The sequence below is a fragment of the Neobacillus sp. WH10 genome, from assembly GCF_030123405.1.
GTDB lineage: Bacteria > Bacillota > Bacilli > Bacillales > Cytobacillaceae > Neobacillus.
The window spans coordinates 3283416-3304628 of the sequence record NZ_CP126110.1 but is presented as its reverse complement, the minus strand read 5'-3'; the positions used below and the strand labels follow the sequence as shown (position 1 = coordinate 3304628).

Annotated in this window: 27 protein-coding genes; 21 read left to right on the top strand and 6 right to left on the bottom strand. The window is 35.8% G+C overall.

Features of this window, described 5'->3' with window-relative positions; translation table 11 throughout:
- Positions 1–103 precede the first annotated feature (103 nt).
- The 3 genes from QNH20_RS15685 (at position 104) to QNH20_RS15675 (ending at position 2654) form a co-directional block, all read left to right on the top strand.
- Entirely contained in the window at positions 104–1333 is a 1230-nt protein-coding gene (locus QNH20_RS15685; protein ID WP_283918922.1) for an MFS transporter, read from the top strand.
- Between the two features lie 92 nt (positions 1334–1425).
- A complete protein-coding gene (locus tag QNH20_RS15680) occupies positions 1426–1665 on the top strand; it encodes a DUF2164 domain-containing protein (protein ID WP_283918921.1) in 240 nt (79 codons plus the stop codon).
- A 20-nt stretch (positions 1666–1685) separates the two neighbouring features.
- Positions 1686–2654 (top strand): DMT family transporter, encoded by a 969-nt coding sequence (locus QNH20_RS15675; protein ID WP_283918920.1) that lies wholly within the window; start codon positions 1686–1688, stop codon positions 2652–2654.
- 71 nt (positions 2655–2725) lie between these two features.
- On the opposite strand, the gene QNH20_RS15670 is transcribed toward QNH20_RS15675, so the two are convergent.
- The 3 genes from QNH20_RS15670 to QNH20_RS15660 form a co-directional block, all read right to left on the bottom strand.
- Positions 2726–3586, bottom strand: a complete 861-nt coding sequence (locus tag QNH20_RS15670) for a DUF421 domain-containing protein (protein WP_283918919.1) — start codon at positions 3584–3586, stop codon at positions 2726–2728.
- A gap of 19 nt (positions 3587–3605) precedes the next feature.
- A complete protein-coding gene (locus QNH20_RS15665; protein WP_283918918.1) occupies positions 3606–3812 on the bottom strand; it encodes a DUF1657 domain-containing protein in 207 nt (68 codons plus the stop codon).
- A 74-nt stretch (positions 3813–3886) separates the two neighbouring features.
- Positions 3887–4090 carry a DUF1657 domain-containing protein gene (locus QNH20_RS15660; RefSeq protein ID WP_218348721.1) on the bottom strand — a complete coding sequence of 68 codons (204 nt, stop codon included), beginning with the start codon at positions 4088–4090 and terminating at the stop codon, positions 3887–3889.
- Between the two features lie 205 nt (positions 4091–4295).
- Between QNH20_RS15660 and QNH20_RS15655 the strand changes: the two genes are divergently transcribed.
- The 4 genes from QNH20_RS15655 (at position 4296) to QNH20_RS15640 (ending at position 7426) form a co-directional block, all read left to right on the top strand.
- Positions 4296–4634, top strand: coding sequence for a YmaF family protein (locus QNH20_RS15655; RefSeq protein WP_283923424.1), 339 nt, complete (start codon positions 4296–4298; stop codon positions 4632–4634).
- 199 nt (positions 4635–4833) lie between these two features.
- The gene (locus QNH20_RS15650; protein ID WP_283918917.1) at positions 4834–5439 is read left to right on the top strand and encodes a hypothetical protein; all 606 of its coding nucleotides are present in this window, start codon (positions 4834–4836) and stop codon (positions 5437–5439) included.
- A 785-nt stretch (positions 5440–6224) separates the two neighbouring features.
- Positions 6225–6368, top strand: coding sequence for a hypothetical protein (locus QNH20_RS15645; protein WP_283918916.1), 144 nt, complete (start codon positions 6225–6227; stop codon positions 6366–6368).
- Positions 6369–6508: 140 nt separating this feature from the next.
- Positions 6509–7426, top strand: a complete 918-nt coding sequence (locus QNH20_RS15640; protein ID WP_283918915.1) for a YitT family protein — start codon at positions 6509–6511, stop codon at positions 7424–7426.
- Positions 7427–7656: 230 nt separating this feature from the next.
- Here the strand turns inward: QNH20_RS15640 and QNH20_RS15635 are convergent, their stop codons facing one another.
- Together QNH20_RS15635 and QNH20_RS15630 are read right to left on the bottom strand one after the other, a co-directional pair.
- Positions 7657–7908, bottom strand: a complete 252-nt coding sequence (locus QNH20_RS15635; protein ID WP_283918914.1) for a sigma-G-dependent sporulation-specific acid-soluble spore protein CsgA — start codon at positions 7906–7908, stop codon at positions 7657–7659.
- A gap of 205 nt (positions 7909–8113) precedes the next feature.
- Entirely contained in the window at positions 8114–8824 is a 711-nt protein-coding gene (locus tag QNH20_RS15630) for a class I SAM-dependent methyltransferase (RefSeq protein ID WP_283918913.1), read from the bottom strand.
- A 233-nt stretch (positions 8825–9057) separates the two neighbouring features.
- On the opposite strand from QNH20_RS15630, the gene QNH20_RS15625 reads away from it, so the two are divergent.
- Positions 9058–9618 (top strand): YkoP family protein, encoded by a 561-nt coding sequence (locus QNH20_RS15625; RefSeq protein ID WP_283918912.1) that lies wholly within the window; start codon positions 9058–9060, stop codon positions 9616–9618.
- A gap of 116 nt (positions 9619–9734) precedes the next feature.
- A complete protein-coding gene (locus QNH20_RS15620; RefSeq protein ID WP_283918911.1) occupies positions 9735–10004 on the top strand; it encodes a hypothetical protein in 270 nt (89 codons plus the stop codon).
- 26 nt (positions 10005–10030) lie between these two features.
- Here QNH20_RS15620 and QNH20_RS15615 read toward each other — a convergent pair whose 3' ends face one another.
- On the bottom strand, positions 10031–10912 hold the full coding sequence (locus QNH20_RS15615; protein WP_283918910.1) for a VanW family protein: 882 nt from the start codon (positions 10910–10912) through the stop codon (positions 10031–10033).
- Between the two features lie 169 nt (positions 10913–11081).
- Here QNH20_RS15615 and QNH20_RS15610 point away from each other — a divergent pair, with 169 nt between their 5' ends.
- The 12 genes from QNH20_RS15610 (at position 11082) to QNH20_RS15555 (ending at position 21098) form a co-directional block, all read left to right on the top strand.
- The gene (locus QNH20_RS15610) at positions 11082–11627 is read left to right on the top strand and encodes a helix-turn-helix domain-containing protein (RefSeq protein WP_283918909.1); all 546 of its coding nucleotides are present in this window, start codon (positions 11082–11084) and stop codon (positions 11625–11627) included.
- Between the two features lie 12 nt (positions 11628–11639).
- Positions 11640–12617 carry an alpha/beta hydrolase gene (locus QNH20_RS15605; protein WP_283918908.1) on the top strand — a complete coding sequence of 326 codons (978 nt, stop codon included), beginning with the start codon at positions 11640–11642 and terminating at the stop codon, positions 12615–12617.
- A 155-nt stretch (positions 12618–12772) separates the two neighbouring features.
- Positions 12773–12967: a hypothetical protein gene (locus QNH20_RS15600; RefSeq protein WP_283918907.1), complete on the top strand. Its 195-nt coding sequence runs from the start codon at positions 12773–12775 to the stop codon at positions 12965–12967.
- 246 nt (positions 12968–13213) lie between these two features.
- Positions 13214–13780 carry a TetR/AcrR family transcriptional regulator gene (locus QNH20_RS15595; RefSeq protein WP_283918906.1) on the top strand — a complete coding sequence of 189 codons (567 nt, stop codon included), beginning with the start codon at positions 13214–13216 and terminating at the stop codon, positions 13778–13780.
- A 122-nt stretch (positions 13781–13902) separates the two neighbouring features.
- Entirely contained in the window at positions 13903–14304 is a 402-nt protein-coding gene (locus tag QNH20_RS15590) for an acyl-CoA thioesterase (protein ID WP_283918905.1), read from the top strand.
- Positions 14305–14350: 46 nt separating this feature from the next.
- The gene (locus QNH20_RS15585) at positions 14351–15427 is read left to right on the top strand and encodes a phosphotransferase family protein (protein WP_283918904.1); all 1077 of its coding nucleotides are present in this window, start codon (positions 14351–14353) and stop codon (positions 15425–15427) included.
- 17 nt (positions 15428–15444) lie between these two features.
- On the top strand, positions 15445–16191 hold the full coding sequence (locus QNH20_RS15580) for a 2-phosphosulfolactate phosphatase (protein WP_283918903.1): 747 nt from the start codon (positions 15445–15447) through the stop codon (positions 16189–16191).
- 374 nt (positions 16192–16565) lie between these two features.
- Positions 16566–17267 carry a response regulator transcription factor gene (locus QNH20_RS15575; protein WP_283923423.1) on the top strand — a complete coding sequence of 234 codons (702 nt, stop codon included), beginning with the start codon at positions 16566–16568 and terminating at the stop codon, positions 17265–17267.
- Complete coding sequence (locus QNH20_RS15570; protein ID WP_283918902.1) at positions 17239–18666, top strand: sensor histidine kinase; 1428 nt, start codon at positions 17239–17241, stop codon at positions 18664–18666. The genes QNH20_RS15575 and QNH20_RS15570 overlap by 29 nt, the downstream gene beginning before the upstream one ends.
- A 150-nt stretch (positions 18667–18816) precedes the next feature.
- The gene (locus QNH20_RS15565; RefSeq protein WP_283918901.1) at positions 18817–20313 is read left to right on the top strand and encodes a S1C family serine protease; all 1497 of its coding nucleotides are present in this window, start codon (positions 18817–18819) and stop codon (positions 20311–20313) included.
- A gap of 46 nt (positions 20314–20359) precedes the next feature.
- Complete coding sequence (locus tag QNH20_RS15560) at positions 20360–20773, top strand: hypothetical protein (protein WP_283918900.1); 414 nt, start codon at positions 20360–20362, stop codon at positions 20771–20773.
- A 190-nt stretch (positions 20774–20963) separates the two neighbouring features.
- Positions 20964–21098, top strand: coding sequence for an RAxF-45 family protein (locus QNH20_RS15555; RefSeq protein WP_283918899.1), 135 nt, complete (start codon positions 20964–20966; stop codon positions 21096–21098).
- Positions 21099–21213: the final 115 nt, after the last annotated feature.

Here is a 21213-nt window from a genome sequence, read left to right as displayed (position 1 = left end):
ATTTGTTATACTAGTAATGAATGAAATTAGATATATGTGGAGGATGTCCGATGTAAAAAACCTTACTTTTTTATAAAAACTTAATAAAAAGTGAGGGTGTTTTATGTCCAATTTTCTTGGAAAACAAGCTTCTTTCCGGCTTCTTTGGTTTGGGCAAATGTCTGCCAATCTTGGTGATATATTATATGTGGTTTGTTTAATCAAGTTGATCTTTGATGCGACGGGTTCCGTCACTTATATGTCACTCGTTCCGTTTTTTAATACTATTTCTGCTTTAATTAGCGGGTTATTGGCACCATTGGTAATCAATAAATATAAGCTCAAATCGATTTTATTTTTTTCGCAAATCGGAAAAACATTTTTGCTATTGGTATTGTGCATAACTGCAGTTGTTTTTAATGATGGTTGGCTGTTTTGGATTTATTTGCTTATCTGTTTTATTTCTTTTTTAGATGGATGGGCATCTCCTGCTCGAAATGCACTTGTTCCCAGTCTTGTAGAGGAGAATAAGCTTGTGAAAACCAATAGTTTACTCTCCATTTCCGATCAAATCGTTCAGCTTATCGCATGGCCGATCGGCAGTATCTTGTTAGTCGCTCTAGGTGCTGAAAATATTCTTTGGCTAACCTTTAGCTTATATCTGTTATCATCAGTATTAATGGGATTAATCAAACATGGTACGGACCTGCAGACAGTTGATGACCAATCGCGGATGGATGCCTTAAAAGAGGGCTGGAGAATCATCTGGGATTCGAAGCAGCTTCGGACCATTAGTTTCATGAATATCTTAGAAACCTTTGCTAACGGTGTTTGGATTGCTGCAATTTTGTTTGTATATGTTGCTGAGGCCTTAAATAAAGGTGAGAGCTGGTGGGGATTTATTAATGGATCCTTCTTTGCAGGAATGCTATTTGGCGGTCTGTTGATATACCGTTTTTCACACATTTTAGAAAGAAATTTAGGAAAAACAAACCTTTGGTCCACCTTTAGTCTAATTGTGATTACTTTTTTGTTTGGAATGACCTCGATTCCATGGTTTGCTTTATTCGTTTCCTTTTTGTTTGGATTGCCGCAGATGGCTCGTGATGTTGCAGAGACTACAATTATCCAAAAAACCGCAAAAGAACAACTTTTAGCTAAAGCCTATTCTGCGAGAGGTACATTGATATTTGGTGCTTTTGGTATATCATCACTGGTGAAGGGGTGGATTACCGAATTGTTTAATGTAAGAACCACCTTCATTGTGGCAACTGGACTTTTTCTTTGTTCTTTTTCGGTTGCTCTAATAAGTAGGAGATATCTATTCTTAGATATCGTGGAAACAAGTAGTTAATCTAAATATTAATTTAGGGGAAACCACTTGATGGTTTCCCTTTTTTAATGGAAAATAACACTATGTAGAGATTAAAAAGGGAGCGATAAACCTTGTTTATTCAGTTCAAGAAACAGCAAAAAGATAAGATGATTTCAGAGATTCAGCGATATTTCTATGAGGAAAGAAATGAAGAAATTGGTTTGATTGCTGCAGAAAATGCATTTGATTTTTTTAAAAATCATCTAGGACCATACTTTTACAATGAAGCAATCAAGGATTCTCGTCTAATAATGGAACAAAAAATGAATTCAATGGAAGAGGAATTATTTTCACTAGAGAAAAAACTGTGATAAGAAGGAGACTAGGAACCATGCGGCCTATTATAATAGGCATATTTGCCGCTTTCTTTTTTGCCTTTACTTTTATTTTAAATAGATCGATGGAGCTTGCAGGGGGAAGCTGGATTTGGAGTGCATCCTTAAGGTATTACTTTATGGTTCCCTTGCTTTTTATAATTGTAATTGCCAGGAAAAATTTAAAACTCTTGTTCGTGGAAATGAAACAACGGCCTGTTGTTTGGTTACTATGGAGTTCAATTGGCTTCGGATTATTTTATGCTCCTATTTGTTTTTCAGCAGCATATGCTCCTGGCTGGCTAATTGCCGCGACATGGCAGATTACGATAATATCGGGTTCATTGTTGGCACCATTCTTTTATGAAACGGCGGTAACCGATAATGGTCTGATGCGAATAAAGGGGAAAATTCCTTTCAAGGGTTTAGGGATGTCTTTAATCATTTTACTTGGAATTATTTTAATGCAAGTAGAGCAAGCTAATCATTTGTCGGTGATCGCTTTAACTTTAGGGGTATTACCAGTCGTAGTAGCATCTTTTGCCTACCCTTTAGGGAATAGAAAAATGATGGAGGTTTGCGGTGGACGCCTTGATGTTTTTCAACGTGTATTAGGAATGACATTAGCCAGCATGCCCTTCTGGATTATATTATCCATTTTTGGACTGGTAGATGTTGGACCGCCAAGTTTAGGGCAAACTTTGCAATCCGCACTCGTTGCTATATCCTCTGGAGTGATTGCAACTATCCTTTTCTTTTATGCGACTGATCTCGTAAGAGGAGACATGCAAAAGCTTGCAGCTGTAGAGGCAACACAATCAATGGAAGTTTTATTTGCAGTTATCGGAGAATTGTTACTATTAAATTCGTTAATGCCATCAGCTCTATCTTGGAGCGGTATGGCATTGGTAATGGTTGGAATGGTCCTTCACAGCTATGTTTCAAACAAAATAGTAAAGCCAAAAATTCAAAAAGTTAGTGCATAGGTAGAATTGAACATGAATGAATGACGAATCCTTATCAATTCAATTGATAAGGATTTTTTCCTCTTCATATTTTAGCCATTAAGGTATGGAGACAGCTTTTCGATTGTATCTTGTAAGATAACAGCATTTTTCTTATACATCGCTTTTGATTTTTCACAATTGGTTTCAAGTGAAAATATTTCTAGGTCTGCCTGAGTTTTCTTTAAGGTTGCCAGTAATAGCGGGCGTTGAGCTGGCGAAGGTACTTTAATTTTATCATCATAAAGATCAACCGTTAAATCTCCATATGAATCCACTTGACCAAGAAAAACATTATCAAGGGTCACTTCTAGTTTTTCTAACTCGGTATATAGCCAGCCTCTGCCTTTTCCAGCACATCTTAATGCCTCATCAACGATATTCCCATCCATAATGACAGTTTGCGGCTCTTTCTCATTCGGCATTTTCATTTGTAAATCTTTAGGTGTTAAAGGACGATTTTCTGTTTTTAACAAGGCGCTTAAATTTCCCCGTGGCTCTAATACGGCAAATTCAACATCAGCGACCTTGAAAATATTCTTTTGTCTTAGAAGGGCTGAAAGTTCATCAATTGTATACTTTTCCTTTTTTAAATTATTCTCTAAGATTTTCCCATCCTGAATAACAACGGTGCCTTTACCTTCAACGAAGTCACTGAATTTCTTACTTTTTATGGATAAATAATTAGACAAAAAAGTAATAAATCCAAACACAATGATGGCTAATATGCCATGAAACATATTAGCTTCAAGCCCTGTAACAACCTCGCCGGCAATACTTCCAATCGTTATTCCAGCAACATATTCAAAAAAGGAGAGCTCAGAAATTTGTTTCTTCCCAAGAACTTTAGTGGTAATGAATAAGAGCAGTAGGAAAATCAACGAGCGAATGATAATAAAAATCCAACCTGGCATCGTTTCTCACCTCAAAGAATTATGAACCTTTGTATTGTGGTTCATTTCGTTCAAGTTCTAAAACCCGATATTGTAAGTCTTTTTTTACATCCCCAATGAGTAAACTCGTTTCATGGAATATAATTTTTGCTTCCTCATCAAGTGAATTTAATGCTAAGGAAGACAATTGGGCTTCTATTCCATTTAGGGTCGCAAGACATTGTTTGACGTTTGAAGCGATTGTCATAATAGTAACTTCCTTTCTTAGGAAATTCTAAAAATGAAAAAGGGGTTGGCTAAAATCGCCAACCTATTTCGGGTTTATTGATTGTATTGCGGTTCTTCAGAAATGATTTCTTGAAGGCGTGGTTCAAGGCTGTCAAGAACTGATTGTGTTTGCTGAGCAGCTTGTTGATATAGTTGTTTTGCATTTTGGTTATCGGTAGCTAATGCAAAGGTTTCAAAACTTGCCTGAGCACTTTTTAAACCTGCTAAAGCTTGTTTTACCTGTGTTCCTACAGTCATCAATAATCCTTCTTTCGTTTTTAAAATTGAAATTACAAAAATAGTATGTGGATTAACATTTTACTTATGTATGGATTTCTAACGAATTAATCTGAAACTTTTTCCAATCATCTAGAAAAACAGTTGAATCTATTATTTGTTACTTTTTTTTAACACCAATGCATATAGTTGTAACATCAAAATTTTTAAAATGGGGGTGATTATTATTAGAAATACAGGAAAAGATGATTTTGTCCATGGATTTGTTCCACATCATAATCATGGATCTGTTGATTATACCGGGGTTAGTTCAGGACATGTGCATCAATGTTTAGATGTAACATCACCACCTATACCAACTCAAGATGGGGGACATATTCATTATACTGAAGGATATGTTCTTTTTGAGGATGGACACACACACCACTATCGTGCCTATTCAGGTCCTGCAATCCCTGTAGGGAACGGAATGCATGTCCATTATTATGACTTCCAAACAACGGAAGATAATGGTCATAGTCACATTGTAAAAGGGGTTGATCAGCCTGCCCCAGGATCAAAATAATTATAAAAAACCAATCTTTTATAAGGTTGGTTTTTTATGATTCTATTTGTAATTGAAACTTTATTAAGAAAATTTCGTCAAATATTTACGGTAATTGGTAATTATCAGGTAAAATAAAAGAAGGTAATAGAATAAAGAGTAGGGAAGGAAAGGTTTTAAACGTAAGCTCTACTTCTCTAGTATGCAGGGGGGAACATTTTTGCTTTTATTAAGAAGGAAAGCGACAGAAGAAGAAAATTCAGCTAAGTTAGTTGCTTATACAATCATTTTATTTATAAGCAGCTTTTTCGTACCATTTGTCATTGTTGCATCATATCAGAGCATGGTCTATTTTTCCCGTTCTTATTGGTTCTTTTCAACTCCATTTTCTGCCTATATCACTTTTATGGTTGGAATGGTATTTATTGCTGTCATACTGACCATTTATCTCATCTTTAGACAGAAATGGGAAGGCAAAAAATTAAAATGGATCACAGTTTTTTTAGTTTTCGCAAGTATTCCAGCATTTATTTTTAGCCTGACTAATTATTATTATATGGACGATGATGGTATTCATTATAATGGTTTGACTAGCTTAGAGGAAAAAGAGTATCAATGGAATGAAATGGCTAGGATACATATTGTTTATAAAAATCATCAGGGTACCACTGGATTATTCCAATATAAGTTTGAGATGGCAGATGGTAAGAAAATTACGCTTCCATTTAATGATAAACTCTCTGAGCATAAATTTAGGATTGAAGAAAAAATTAAAGAGTATAAAATTCCTGTCAAAGATAATTTCAAAAATCCAATTATGGATTAAATGGTAGGTCTTCCTCTTGTGAAGGAAGATCTTACTCCTTATTTATAACAAAAATTCTCCAAAAGTTCACAATTTCGTCACGAACTTTTGGTTAATTCCAAAAATTCCGTGATATACTAAAGATGTAAAGGATAATACATGGATAACATCTTAGGAGACTCAACCATACGTGTTCGTTCCGTTAGTGAACGAGTAGTTGTAAGGTTATTCCTAATAAATATTTGGAAGCCGGAGCGATGCAAATTTAATTTGCAAAGGCTTAAATCTAAAACAAAATCCTTTCATAATTGGTATCTATGATTTTTATAGAGTCCATATCAAAGGATAAAGTTTAGGATTTATAGGTTAATACATCTGATTATAGATGTACTCAAACCGAAACCTTATCAAAAAGGTGCATTGCCAAGAAGCTGATCATCCAAATGAGGGAATAAAGAGTCTTAAACGGTGTCAATCTGAAAATTTGTTTCTTTTAGGAGTTTGAATTCCATTAAACATGTGAATTAATTCCTTCAACGGAACAAACACACATCGGCTGAGCTTTCAAAGTTTCCTTTTAGATGGAACATTTATAAGAGGGAATAAAAATTTGAAAGCAAATGGACAGATGTCATGGTTGGGTCCCCTAAGATGTTAATAATAATTAAGGAGTTACTTCAAAATTGAGGTAGCTTCTTTTTATTATTCTAGCCAAACAACACTTTTCTGGTTTAAGAATGTATATTAAAATCGGTATATTTACATAGTTTTAAAGAAAAAATACTTTCGAAAAGGAGTTGACTAAAATGTTAAAGAAAAAAGAACCAACACTAGCTTCAGGAGTGGATGACCAGGAAGAATTAGATCAAAGTGCAACTGATAATGAGATAGAAACAGGAGAATATACAAGTGTGACAACACTTTCCCTTGATGAGGTTGATCCAAGTTAATAAAAAATAAAGCTGCCTTCAAAAAATAGGCAGTTTTCTTGTTTTAAGAAGCACTTCAAAAACAGAGGCATTAAAATATAAAAAGCAGTTAAATTTCGTTATAATAAATATAGAATGTTATTTTTGAAAGGGGCAAGATAATGACAGGAACTCAGGAAATTAGTTTAATCGAACAGCAGGAAGCAATTATGGCAAAAATTCAGCACCGAAAATTGACTAAAAGAAAACTCATACAACGAATATTGTTAATCACAATTGGTGCAATCTTAATGTCCGTCGGACTTGAAATCTTTCTTGTTCCTAATAATGTTATTGACGGCGGGATTACCGGTATTTCCATCATGCTTTCCTATTTGACAGGATGGAAACTGGGGATTTTCCTTTTTATTTTTAATATTCCTTTTATCTTTCTTGGCTACAAACAAATTGGAAAAACCTTCGCATTCTCCACTCTTTATGGCATCATTATACTTTCGATTGGGACGACTTTACTTCATCCGGTTCCAGCATTTACTCAAGATATTCTTCTTGCGACTGTTTTTGGGGGAATAGTACTTGGTATTGGTGTTGGTTTGGTCATACGGTACGGAGGTTCACTAGATGGGACCGAAATACTTGCTATTCTCTTTAATAATAAACTTCCTTTTTCCGTCGGGGAAATTATTATGTTTTTTAATCTTTTCATCCTTGGCAGTGCCGGTTTTGTATTTTCATGGGATCGGGCGATGTATTCGTTGATTGCTTATTTTGTTGCTTACAAAACGATTGATATCACCATAACTGGGCTTGATGAATCCAAATCTGTGTGGATTATTAGTGACAATGCCAGACAAATTGGCGATGCCATAATAAACCGCTTAGGTCGTGGGGTTACTTACATCAATGGAGAGGGAGCCTATTCAGGTGATGATAAAAAAGTTATTTTTTGCGTCATCAATCGTCTTGAAGAAGCGAAATTAAAGGAAATCGTTACCGAAAATGATGACAGTGCCTTTTTAGCAGTGGCGGATATTGCTGAAGTTCGTGGTGGACGATTTAAGAAAAGAGATATTCATTAGGAATATAAAAATAAAGACGAAAATTACCGATTTGTCAGTATGGGGCAGATTTGAGAAGAATTTTGCAAAAAGGAATGTTGATTTTACACAGTTTATGTCGGTTTTTTGGGAAAGATACCATTTATTTGAATCGTGTTTTGTCGTACTTTGCGCTTACCTAGGAAATAGTTTTGCAAAAATAAGATATTTCCGAAAAAGATGACGGATAATTCTGTCATCTTTTTCGCCTATTAAAATAATAGCTCATAAACTTCATTTAGTTCATATGCTCTTTTTTCATCTTGTTCCTCTTTCGCATAGTTAATTTCCTTTGGCAGTATGTGATTTAAAAAATTTATTTCCTTTTGGTTTAAATCCCGAACAAAGGAGCCTTCTGATGTATAAGCCCCTTCTACTAACTTCTTGTAAAGATGCCTTCCCTCTGAATGTTCATCCGTATAATTTGATAATGTTTCTCTTAAATATCCCAAAGTCTTATCCATGTCTCCATCATCCTTTCACACCATTATTTTTTGACCTGATGTTATAAATATACACATTAGAAAATTTAAATTTTTGCGGTTTCAGTTTTATGTAATTAACCTCGAAATGAAAATTGAGCAAGTATATATGTACTTACTCAATTTTCTGTATGGATTCTTTTCTACGTTAAAAAAGCCCCATTTTTTAAAAAAAGGGGTCGTTCCTTCATTTTGTACAAGTAAAAATTCGATAACTTAAAATATCATGATACTTTATGACAATATTTCCATGCTCATTCAAAATTTGAAAAAGCTCAGGTTCGAAATTTTTGGAAAAATTAAATTCCGGTGCATGATTACCATGGCTAAGGGCATGTATTTGCGCTTTTAATTCAATATTTCTAAAACCGGCCTCTTGTAATAACTGATACCAGTCTCCCTCAAATAATAAGGAATCAACTGCGTAAAAATTCTTTATTTCAGTTTCTTCTTTTTGACTAAGCCTCTTGTTTATTGTCATTTCATTGGCGATTAATCTGCCGTCTTTTTTTAACACTCGATAACATTCCTTTAGCGCCTTAGCTTTATCAACAAAAGCCAAAACAGACTCTGATAATACATAATCAAAGGTATGTTCTTCGAATGGTATTTCTTCAATTGACCCATGAATTGATTGAACGGGAAGTTGAAGTGTCTGAAAGCGGCTATATGCCTTTTCCAGCATAATTGGATTGATTTCCAATCCAAATACTTTTGCCTTATATTGCTGGGACAAATATGCCGCAGTCTGTCCAGTTCCACAGCCTGCATCTAAAACGTATGAGTTTTCAGTAATATCTTCACTTGAAAGAATGTTTTGCGTTAATTGGATTCCACCCGGATGGGCCCCGCCAACACCAAACTTCGCCAGGAAATCAAAATAAGTTAAGCCCCCCATAGACACCACCTCATTATCGTTTTTGCATAGTATGATAAATAGTGAAGAGGGGTTCTTTTTTCTGTACCTTAGATCAGTTCAGAGATGATAATTTTATTATGTAAACTAAATTTTGAAAAGCTGGGCTAAAATCCGGCTTTTTTATGAATTATTTCATATCCTTACATTACCATAATTAAAATGGGAATTGTATATCATCCTATGGGTGAATGCTTTGAAGGGAGTGTTAGGAATTGAGTTTACGTCTTACAATTTTATGGATATGGAAACTTATTGACCCATTATTTTATTTATGTTCCCGTTTGCACTACATTAATAATGATAAAAACAACCAATCCGTTTTCCGAGTACGAATTACGAAGTATAGAGGGAAGAATTACACACTTTCTGATGGAACAATGATTAACCAAAATGATCTTTTGTTAAAAATTCATTTACACAATGTTAGGTTATTGAATGAATTTATAAAAATTAAAAATGATTTAATTAGAACAAGGTTGATGTATAGGTTAGTGCTCAATTCCATGCCTGTGCTGGCAAGCTATTTAAAAGGTCACCCTGAAGAGGCAAAAATTAAGGGGATTATTGGAATTACAACCATAAATAAAGGGATAAAGTCACTAGGGTTCGATTGCTATCCTCCAGAAAACCGCATTTATAAATATGTAAAAAAGCTGGGTCAGTTGCCAATTTCCTTACTTTCAAATTCCTCATTTAAACACTTTCAAAAAAATCGGCTTACTTATTTATTTCTTTCAAAAGAAAAGCTTTATGATAAATACGGTCAGAATTAATCCAGTAAATAACATAGCTTGCAGGGTTTCCTAAACATATTCTTTATGAAAATGCACAAATTAAGCAAATGGAAGGGCAGATAAATTTCCTTCCATTCCATGCAAAAGGAGTGCTGATGATGAGAAGCATAAGAAGACAACCGTTTTTCAAATTGTTTGCACCAAGACGAAGAAATAGAGGGGCAATGTGGGCGTCTCTCTTAGGGCTTGGGTTAAGTGCTGCAGTTGTTGGGGTAACAAGAGGGAAGCGTAAAAATTTTGAACTTCCATTTCAAAATGCTGTTAAAAACTTTTCACCGAAGACAAACCTTAATTTGATGGACAATGCTGCCTTAACAGAGTTTTCGGAGGAGCTATTGGCAAGTGCATTGAAAAATAACAAATAAAAAAGTCCGCATTCGTGCGGACTTTTTCAATACGGGGCAGGAGGAATCTTCCGTGGTATATATTCAATGGTGTCTGAAGAATAAAGAGTAATGATTAACAAATTTCCAAGTGTTCTTGCTCGGATTAATACAGGTTGGTTATACAAATTCTTAAATTCAAAATCAGGTCCATACCAGCTTACAGTTGCGTCCCGGCCAGGAGGGATATAGGGAACCTTTCTGCTGTGAGAAAACCGTTGGATGATCTTTAAACCGGCATTATCGACAGCATTAAAAAGGGTGGAAGATACCTGACAAATTCCTCCGCCAATGTCCTCAGCAAATTCCCCCCTTACAATAACAGGAGCACGTAAATACCCTTTCGCAGCCGTTCGTTTTCCAACAATTTTGTTAAAAGAAAATGTTTCTCCCGGAAAGATCACATAATTGTTAATAGCCTTTGTTGCTAATTGAATATTGGTCGAGCGTTTTTTATTATGTGAATTAAATGAGGTAACATAGCGTCCTATTCTGATGCTGTGAATATCCTCAAGTAATTCACTATCGACTTTTGGGTAAACGGGAAGCATAGGAATTTCTAATTTTCCCTGTCTTTCTGAAAAAAAATATGCATAGAATTGTTCCGTAAAGGCATGGCGATGGATTCGATAACCAACCCGCTCAGATTGTATATTTCCAGACTGGTCTATGCTGGCATTTTCTGGCTCCAATGAGTACTGTTTGTCAATTTTGTCTAAATATAGATGGTATTTTTTCGAATCTATAATCGGTAACTCGTTATATGGAAAGGAAAAATCCATTCGATTGATGTAAGTCACGTCCTGGCCATCTTTTGTAATGATTAAACTATCTGGAGAATTTATTTGCTGAGCCGCTAGTACTACTCCAAAAATCCAAGGTAAAATCATATCTTCGTCCCCCTCCTTCTATTAATATTTGTAGCAATTTACCATTTCATGTGCCTTCCTGATTAAAGAAATATTTTCAAAATCTTCCAATTGATACTTTACAATTATTGGAAATCATAATATATTATCATTATTAATAATAATAATAAAATCAGGAGCAAAATTTATTATGACTTTAGAAAATACAATTGACGTTATCCTGCATCCTGTTCGGATGAGGATTATTCAGGCCTTAATTAACCAACAAATTACAGCCTACCAATTAAAAGAGATACTTCCGGATATTCCTCAGGCTTCTTTGTACAGACACATCAAAAAACTTGTTGAAGCAGAGGTTATTCATATTGTTAATGAAATACCGAATCGAGGAACAGTAGAAAAGGTGTATTCCATTCATGATCCAAACAAGGCTGTTATCGGTCCGGAGGAATTAAATAAACTGTCAAAGGATGAACATTTGGGGTTATTTATTAAATTCATGGCGAATTTGATGGGTGAATACGAAAGGTATTTAAATCAAGAGAAAATTGATTTAGCGGGTGACGGTGTATCTTTTCGGCAAACCACCTTGTACTTAAATGACGAAGAGTTTGCTGAGTTTATCAAGGAAATGGCAGCTGTCTACACAAAGGTTACACTCAATAAGCCCCAAAAGGGGAGGAGAAGAAGGACACTAGCCACTATTATTATTCCAAATCAAGCGAAAGATCAATAGGGGGAATTATACATGAAATCGCTGGAGAAAGAAGTAATAATTCGGAGCAAAGCAGTTCTAAAGGGAACTTTAAGTATACCAGAATTTCGGACTGAAAAGGGTCCAGCCATACTAATCATTCCAGGGTCAGGAAAAATAGACCGCAACGGAAAAGTTAATGAAAAACTCGATTTAAAGCTTTACCGTCAAATAGCGGAATTTCTAACATCAATTGGCTTTATTAATCTAAGATATGATAAACGGGGAGTAGCTGAAAGTGAAGGGAATTATTTAACAACTGGGCTATGGGATTTAGTCGATGATGCCCAAGCGGCTGTCCATTATTTAAAAAGTCTTCCCGAAGTGGATACTGATAAAGTGATAGTATTGGGGCATAGTGAAGGCTGTAGCATTGGTACGGCTGTTGCAGCAAGAGAAGATCTTGGAGGGCTAATTTTACTTTCTGGTGCGGTGGAAAGATTGAGTGAAGCCTTAAAGCGACAGAGGGATATTGCAACACAAGACATTTTGAATGCTAAGGGATTTCAAGGCTTTTTACTACGCTTATTAGGAACACACAAAAAAGTGGAAAAACAAGCACAAAAGTTTATTGATAAGGTGCAAAACTCAACCAGCGATGTCATGAAGGTTAATTTTGTCAAAACAAATGCAAAGTGGATGCGCGAACATTTTAGCTATAATGTTAGAGAAGATTTAGCAAAAGTAACCTGTCCTGTCCTTGCGATTACTGGGGCACGCGATATTCAGGCGAATCCTGAGGTACTTAAAGATTTGCCAAAGTATGTAAAAGGGGAAGCCCACTTTTGTGTTATCGAAAATATGGGACACTCATGTAAAATGGTGACACAAACCTCAACTATGTTTACGGTGAAAAAAGATATTGCGGCTGAAGGAAGTCTGACCGTTCATCCGGAATTAGTACTGCAGCTAGAGACTTGGCTTCGTAGTCACTATGTTAACAATTCTTCGGAACAGAAAGTAATTCTTTAATTGTCAACTATAGATTTTCACAAAATTTGCCCTCATTAAGATGATGGCTTATTTTTTTGATGAAAAAAATGGGGAATTATAGTATAGTAGTAATTGATAACAAAAAAATAGACAATTGCTAGCAGAGTGCTATACAAGAAGAGGAAGTGTCCGAATTGAATCAAAATGACAGAATTCAATTAAATGTGAGGATCACAAAAGAAACCTCTATGAAGCTTGATGAAATTGTCGAGTATTATCAACAAGGATTAAAGCTTGGCAGAATTTATAAGGGCGACGTTCTCACAGATATAATCGAGAAATCGTATGAAGTGATGAACAAGCAAAAAAAAGCAAATAGGAGATATTAACAAAGTAGGTCGAGAAGATTTAATATTTTCTTGACCTACTTTTTTCAAAATCCTCAATATATCTGGAACTATAGTTGTGAAGAAAAAAATATACCAGCTAAAAAGATTTATTTAAATTTTTAAGAAAGGGATATGAATATTTAAGTCTTGCAAGTATAATTGTATGTAACATACTAACCGGTTAGTATATAAAGAGTTGGTGTGATATTTTTTTTACAGACCTTTAACAGAATGTGAGGACAGAACATGAAGGAAAGGATAACGGAACATAGCATCCGCTTATTTGAAAAAAAAGGATTTAGCGAAACATCTATTCAAGATATTGTTGACTCTCTCGGAGTAACCAAAGGTACATTTTATTATTACTTTTCAAGTAAAGAAGAATTATTAATGGATATTCATTTAGGCTACATCGATGAATTACTTGTTCTTCAAGAGCGAATTTTTAAAGATGCATTAAAAACCTGTAAAGAAAAACTATTTGAAATTGTTTTTGTGCTCCTTTCGGATATAAAAACCCGTGGTCCTGCAGCTAAAATATTTTTTAGGGAATTGAAGAATTTAAATGAGGAACGGTCAGTCCTCATTAATTCAAAGCGTGACCAGTTTCGATTAAACATAGAGGAATTGATCAAGGGAGGAATGGAAAATGGTGAATTTCGTTCTGAATTAAATGCCTCAATTATCACTTTTGGAATTTTAGGAATAACAAATTGGAGTTACCAATGGTTTAATCCAGACGGAATCTGTACTGATCGTGAAGTAGCAGAGATTTTTGTCGAAATGATTTTAAAGGGGATTCAAGAAAATTGACGTAAAAATTGAGAGAGGGTTATTTTTGTAGATAATCAACCTCTCTTTTATTTACAAGAAAAATACCAACCGGTTAGTATTAAAATGAAAGACTTAATCTTGATAAGCGAGGCGAAAGGGATATGCATGAGATACATGTTACAGTGCGTTTCAGTGAAACAGATGCACTCGGACATATTAACAACACAAGTTATTTTATTTACCTTGAGGAGGCACGTATTCGTTTTATGGAGTGGTTAGGATTTAAAATGGATATCCAAAATTGGAATTTTATCCTGGCTTCCACGAAATGTGATTTTATTAGTCAAGGGTATTTCGGTCAGGAATTATCCATTAAAACTTATGTTACAAAAATTGGAACCAAAAGCTTTCAGTTAGAGCACGATCTAATCGCTGTCCAGACGAATGAGCTAATCGCACGGGGGAATGCGATTATGGTTTTTTTTGATTTTGAAAAACAAAAAAGTGAATCAATACCTGAAATGGTAAAAGAAGAATTAAGAAACCATTTAGTTCATTCTTAACATGTTTTAAGAAGTAAGAACTTCCAAAATTGAGAGGAGGAAAAACATGTGCCGTCAAATGAATAAAGATACGATCTCAGTTCGGAAGGGTGAAGAATTGAATCTAATTGTTTTGGAAAAGTTTCTACGAGAAAATTTAGAATCTTTGCCGGAGAATAAGCTTGAAATCTTACAATTTTCCGCCGGCCATTCTAATTTAACCTATCAATTAAAGATGGGGGATTGGGAGGCTGTGTTAAGACGTCCTCCACTCGGGCCAGTGGCACCGAAGGCCCATGACATGGAGAGGGAATTCAAGATTCTTACTGAGCTAAATCCTATCTTTTCAGTCGCCCCGAAGCCATTCCTTTTTTCGAAAAATCAGACAATCGTTGGCAGTCCATTTTTTCTTATGGAAAGAAAAAATGGCACAGTTATTGATACATCTTTCCCTGAAGGGGCCGACGTTAGGAAGGAACTCTGTCAGCACCTCTCGAAAGTGATGGTCGAAAAACTTGTGGAATTACATGCCATTGACTATAAACAGACTGGACTAGTAGAAATTAGCAAGCCAGAGGGATTTATGGAAAGGCAGGTCCATGGCTGGATCAGCCGGTATGAACGGGCGAAAACCGATGAAATTGCTGTTGTTGATTCCTTGAAAAAATGGCTCATCGATCATACACCCAAAAAACATGAGTCGACGATTATTCATTATGATTATAAATTAAACAACACAATGTTTAATAAGCAGTTCACAGAAATGGTGGGATTATTTGATTGGGAGATGACCACCGTCGGAGATCCGCTTGCAGACCTCGGTGTCGCAATGAGTTATTGGAATCAGAGCGATGATCCTGAGCTTTTAATTAACGGCCTTGGGAAGGCTCCAGTTACCGCAGAATATGAAGGATTTTTCACAAGAAATGAATTTATCAATCTTTATGCGAAAAAAAGCGGCCGGGATATTACTAATTTCAACTTCTACTTAACATTTGCTTATTTTAAGCTCGCTGTCATTGGCCAGCAAATTTATTTTCGCTATAAAAAAGGGCAAACCAATGACCATCGGTTTGCTAACTTTAATCACTTTGTAAAAAATCTAATTCTGCACGCAGCTAATATTGCTGAAGAAAAGCTGTAAAGAGGAGCTCGATTGGAATGACGAAGATTCACCTTCTCATGAAGAAAGAAGAGATCCAAGAGGAGAAAATGGCAGATGGAAAAAAATATGCAGTTGTCTTAGATGTTCTTCTGGCGACAACAACAATCGTTTCGGCATTAAAGGATGGTGCAAAGGAAGTCATTCCAGTTTTACATAGCAATGAAGCTATGGAACTAGCAAAAAGGTATCAACCGGGTGAATGTGTTCTTGCCGGTGAGCTTGATGCAAAACCAATTGACGGTTTTGTCTATCCTAGTCCAACGTTGATAAGTGAGTTCATCATCGGGAAAACGTTAATTTTATCGACAACAAATGGGACGGTTGCCCTGAGGAAATCGTCTCCTGCGAAGAAGGTCTATATCGCATCACTGCTTAATAATCCGGCTGTTGCCAATGCCCTAGGGAACATCCCTGAAGACCAGACCATCTTGGTTATTTGCTCTGGTAATTCCGGAGAAACAAGTTTAGAAGATTTTTTTGGTGCGGGACATTTAATCGATTGCATGTTGAAAAATGGTGAATGCGAATTAACTGACGCTGCTAAAGCTGCCTTGTATTTTTATCGCGGTCAATATGATTCCTACGAAATTCTGATTGATTCATATGTTGGAAGGCTTTTAGATAAACATAACCAGCATGCCGACTTGAAGGTGGCTGCATCCAAAGGAATCACCCCGATTGTCCCTATATTAAGGGATGGAAAAGTCGTCATAGAATCATCCTGTTCAACTCCCTCAGTTTAATCCGATTTTCTTCACGAATACTCGCTAAATTTATTTAAACATCCAAAGGAAGCAGATTTTAGAAATAATAATTTTTAGGTAAAGGTCTTGAAGTTGTTCAAGGCCTTTTGTCTTAATAATGTAAATTTTTGATTTTGAGAATTGTCTAATTTCTGCGCCCAGTGAACTTCGTTCTCTCCCCTACGATACGTCAACACCTTGAAGTGCTTCAGTCAAGATGCCGATTATCGAGTGTATCCGCTTTTTTAATTATTAATAAACTATGAACAAAGTATTAATTAGTAGGGAAGAATGGAAGCAGAGGGTTTGATATAAGAAAAAATTCGTATAAACTATAGAAAAGAATAGTTTCTTGCACTAGGAGATGACAAATGATGAAAATATTAGTGATTGAAGATAATAAAGGCGTTTGTTCAATGATAGAAATGTTTTTTGCGAAAGAGGGAATCGATGGAGTATTTGTTAATGATGGTTTAGAAGGATATAATCGCTTCAAAACCGGAACATGGGATGCACTAATTGTTGACTGGATGCTTCCTGGAATGGATGGCGTCTCTATTTGCCGAAAAATTAGAGAAGAAAAGTTTACCGTTCCAATTATTATGTTAACTGCTAAGGATAGTGAATCTGATCAAGTTCTTGGACTTGAAATGGGGGCGGATGATTATGTCACCAAGCCATTCAGTCCACTAACACTAATGGCCAGAATAAAAGCTGTAACACGAAGAATCCAGGCACAAGTACCAAAAGAGGAAGACAATTTTCTAAAAACAAGCCATTTTAAGGTTAATAAAATCACAAGAGAAGTATTTGTTGATGAAACACAGGTTACAAATTTAACACCAAAGGAATTCGATTTACTCTATTATTTGGTAGAGCATCCCCGCCAAGTGTTCTCTAGAGAGCAATTACTTGAAAGGGTTTGGGGTTATCAGTTTTACGGTGATGAACGAACGGTTGATGTTCACATTAAGAGGCTGCGGAAAAAGGTTGAAACCACCTCACAGCCATTCTTCCATACTGTTTGGGGGGTAGGTTATAAGTTCGATGACTCATTCAAAGCCGATGAAGTTTAAGTATATTTACCAACAGTTTTTTAGTCACATTAGCGTTATTATTGTTGCATTTTTATTGTTAAGTCTCTTGTTTACTCATTATTTAGAAAATTTGATTTATGAAAATAAATCTGAGGAACTGATTTCATTTGGTAGGGCGATTTTAACAGATTTGAAAGAGGTGCCAATTGCATCAGATGAGATTATTAGTCAATACAACAATGTCTTGGCTGCTAGAGATATGAGCTTTAGTATGTTCGATCAAGGTGGAAACTTGTATTTGGTTAATAAACATGGACCTGTAATTAAAAATCTACCTGATAAGGATTGGTGGAATAAACTTAAACAGGGAAAAACAGTTATTGTCCAAAGTGATTATAAAAGTTTTGAGCAAGGTGTTCAATTTGTTGTTTTGCCCTTCATAGAAAATGGCAAGTTTTTTGGCGGGATACTCTTAACTTCACCGATTAGCGGCTCGAGTAAAATGATAGAACAAATAAATAAATTTTTGCTCTATACCATCCTGATTGCTGTCGGTGTTGCTTTTTTACAAAGCTGGTTTTTATCGAGAATTCATCTTCATCGGATTAAACGGCTTCGCGATGCAACATCAAAGGTTTCTGAGGGAAATTATAATGTAAAAGTAAATTCCGCTAATTTTGATGAAATTGGGGAATTAGCGAATGATTTTAACCATATGGTTGATAAAATCAATGCCTCTATGCTGGAAATTGAGAGTCTTGAAAATAGAAGGCGCCAGTTTATGGCCGATGTTTCCCATGAAATGCGGACACCGTTAACGACCATTAGCGGAGTCATTGAAGGATTGAAAAATGATATGATTCCTGAAGAAGACAAAGAGCGGGGAATCAACCTAGTAAGCCAAGAAGCCAAACGGCTGATTCGTCTTGTCAATGAGAATCTTGATTATGAAAAAATCCGCTCCAATCAAATTAAGCTATTTAAGGAAGAGATTCAACTTTTAGAAGTGCTCGAAATAATTCAGGAGCAGTTAAGCATTCAAGCAGATGAGAAGAATAATCAGATTGTAGTAGAGGTCGCACCAGAGATAGTGGTAAACGCCGATTATGACCGTCTTGTCCAAATTTTAATTAATATTACGAAGAATAGTATCCAGTTTACTACAGACGGAACTATTTGGCTGCGTGGACGAACGGAGCAGAATTCGATAATTATCGAGGTAGAGGACACGGGAATTGGTATCGATGCTAAAGAGATCGAAAAAATCTGGCGTCGTTTTTATAAAGCCGATCTTTCTAGAACCAGCAATCCATACGGGCAATTTGGGCTGGGCCTCTCGATTGTCAAGCAATTAGTTGTACTTCATAATGGGGAGATAGAAGTATTTAGTGAAAAAGGAAAAGGAACGAAATTTGTAATTCGCTTAAAAAACAATTAAATTTGATGAAAGCTGCAGGGGAACCTGCAGCTTTTTCCTTATTTTTTCTTATATATTTCCAAAAGCCTTTAAAGTTTGTTAATAATTTCTTAATAATTGTCGGTTAAAGTATAAACAAGATAAGAACAAACTTAAAGGAGATCGATTAAGATGGAATTCAAAAATGAAAATGAATTCGAACAAAATCAGCCCAATTCACTAGAAAATACAGAAAATACAAAAAGAGATGAAAATGTAATGAATAATACGGATGATAGCAAGACAGAGGAAAATACAATTAATAATACGGATTACAGCAAGACAGAAGAAAATACAATTAATAATTCGGATTACAGCAAGACAGAAGAAAATGTGAATGCTGTAGATGCTACCTTCACAGTGGGATCTAATGAATTTGAAGAAAATCTGGAGTGTGTGAAAACTGCGAAATCTGAAGAATTTGTCGTTCCCCCTATTAAGGAGCAAACTCGTTCGACCAATAAGTCCGAAAAGAAAAAATGGAAGGGAAGAGGATTTGTTTCGACGATTGCAGCTGGCGTGATTGGTTCTGTATTAACATTAGCCGTTCTTCCGCATACTGACTACATGAAAAACTTTAATGCGGATAATCAAGTGAGCAGCAACTCAGGGGTCAAGACAGTGACAGCTCAGCCGACAGCAGCGTCTCCTAACTCTATTGCTGATACTGTTGATAAGGTTTCTAAAGCAATTGTTGGTATTGTTAATTATCAACAGCAGCAGAATAATTTTTACGGAAACCCAAATAATTCTCAAATTGTAGAAACCGGTTCTGGTTCAGGGGTTATAATTCAAAAAAATAATGACATTGCCTATATTGTCACCAATAATCACGTTGTTGAAGGTGCATCAAAGTTGGAAATCTCCTTATATGATGGTCAAAAAACAACTGCTGAAGTCGTTGGAACTGATGCCTTAACAGATCTGGCTGTTTTGAAAATTAATGCAAAATACGTCACAGCAACGGCTGATTTCGGAGATTCATCCTCACTTCGCCCTGGTGACCAAGTCTATGCAATTGGAAATCCACTCGGACTAAATTTATCAAGAACAGTTACTCAGGGAATTGTCAGTGCGACTGACCGCAGTATTCCTGTAACGACATCTGCGGGAAACTGGGAGACAAATGTTATCCAGACCGATGCAGCCATTAATCCAGGAAACAGCGGTGGTGCCTTAATTAACCCACAAGGTCAAGTAATTGGGATTAATAGTTTGAAAATTGCTGAGAGCGGTGTAGAAGGTTTAGGTTTTGCGATACCAAGTAATGACGTGATCCCAATCGTTAACGAATTAATTAAGAGCGGTAAAATTGACCGTCCATATCTTGGAGTTGGCCTTGCTGACTTAGACCAAGTTCCACAGATGTATTGGGAAAACATGCCTGAAAATGCGAAAAAAGGTGTCTTGGTATTGAACATTGATCCAAATTCTGCAGCAGCAAGCGCCGGTTTCCAACCAAAAGATGTGATTGTTTCGATAAATGGAACGGAGATTTCTAATTCAGCAGAATTTAGGAAATATTTATATACAAAAGTAAAAACAGGCGACACTGTTAAATTTGATGTGTACCGTGATGGAAAGCAAATAACATTAACAACCAAATTAACCAATAATAAAGGAGCATGATTCACGGTAAAATAAGACCATTCGAAATTGGTCATGAGGTGAAAAGATGAACAAGGTTGGTAAGTATGCATCAAGCCCTGAAGTGGATGCCCTGGAGCTGATGAGTATGGTCTTTGAACTTACTGAAAAGGATAAAATGGTCATGTGGTCGGAAGGCTATATTGATCATGTTATTAACAAATTACCGGTGTATGCTCGTGATATTTTGGAGAATCGTAAGGAAAGGTGGGAAGATACGAAGGCTTTTTATGAGAAGAAGCTTAATGAAATAATAAATGATGCAGATTTTATAAATAAACTGAAGGGCGAACGGAAGGAGTTCGCCCTTTTTGTCATGAAGCATTATCCGGAATTAAGCTCCTTGTTATTTTTAATCTTTGATGGGAACTTAAAAGATGATGACTTAAGGAAGTTTGTTTATCGCAGAAGATTTACTTCCAGGAAAAAGTACCTGCATTAAGGGTATTGGCGGAATTCATCTGAAAGTTTAGCGGAAATATGCTTGATATCCTAGAATTTCATGTTTACGGAATTATTGCCGCAGAATAAAGTTCTCAACCTTTAGACAAGTCAGAAAAAATAGGCTTGCAATCATCTATGGAAAAAATTAAAATAAATGTAACTTGATTAGAAACGGAGGTGGGGAAGAGATGAAACGTTCTATTTTTGCACGCTTACAGTGGCTTGAAGCGCTTACTATTTATCGTGCAATTTTTCATGATGTAGTTTTCCAAGGGGGAAGTTTGCCCTTTTTACGAAATTGCATATTGAAAATAGAACGATAACACATCTCTTTACCCACTATAAATAGGTATGAAGAGAGTGCATCGCCCGCACTCTCGTTTTTATGCCAATTTTTAAAGCTGCGGGTTATTAAAGATGCCCGCGGCTTACTTTACG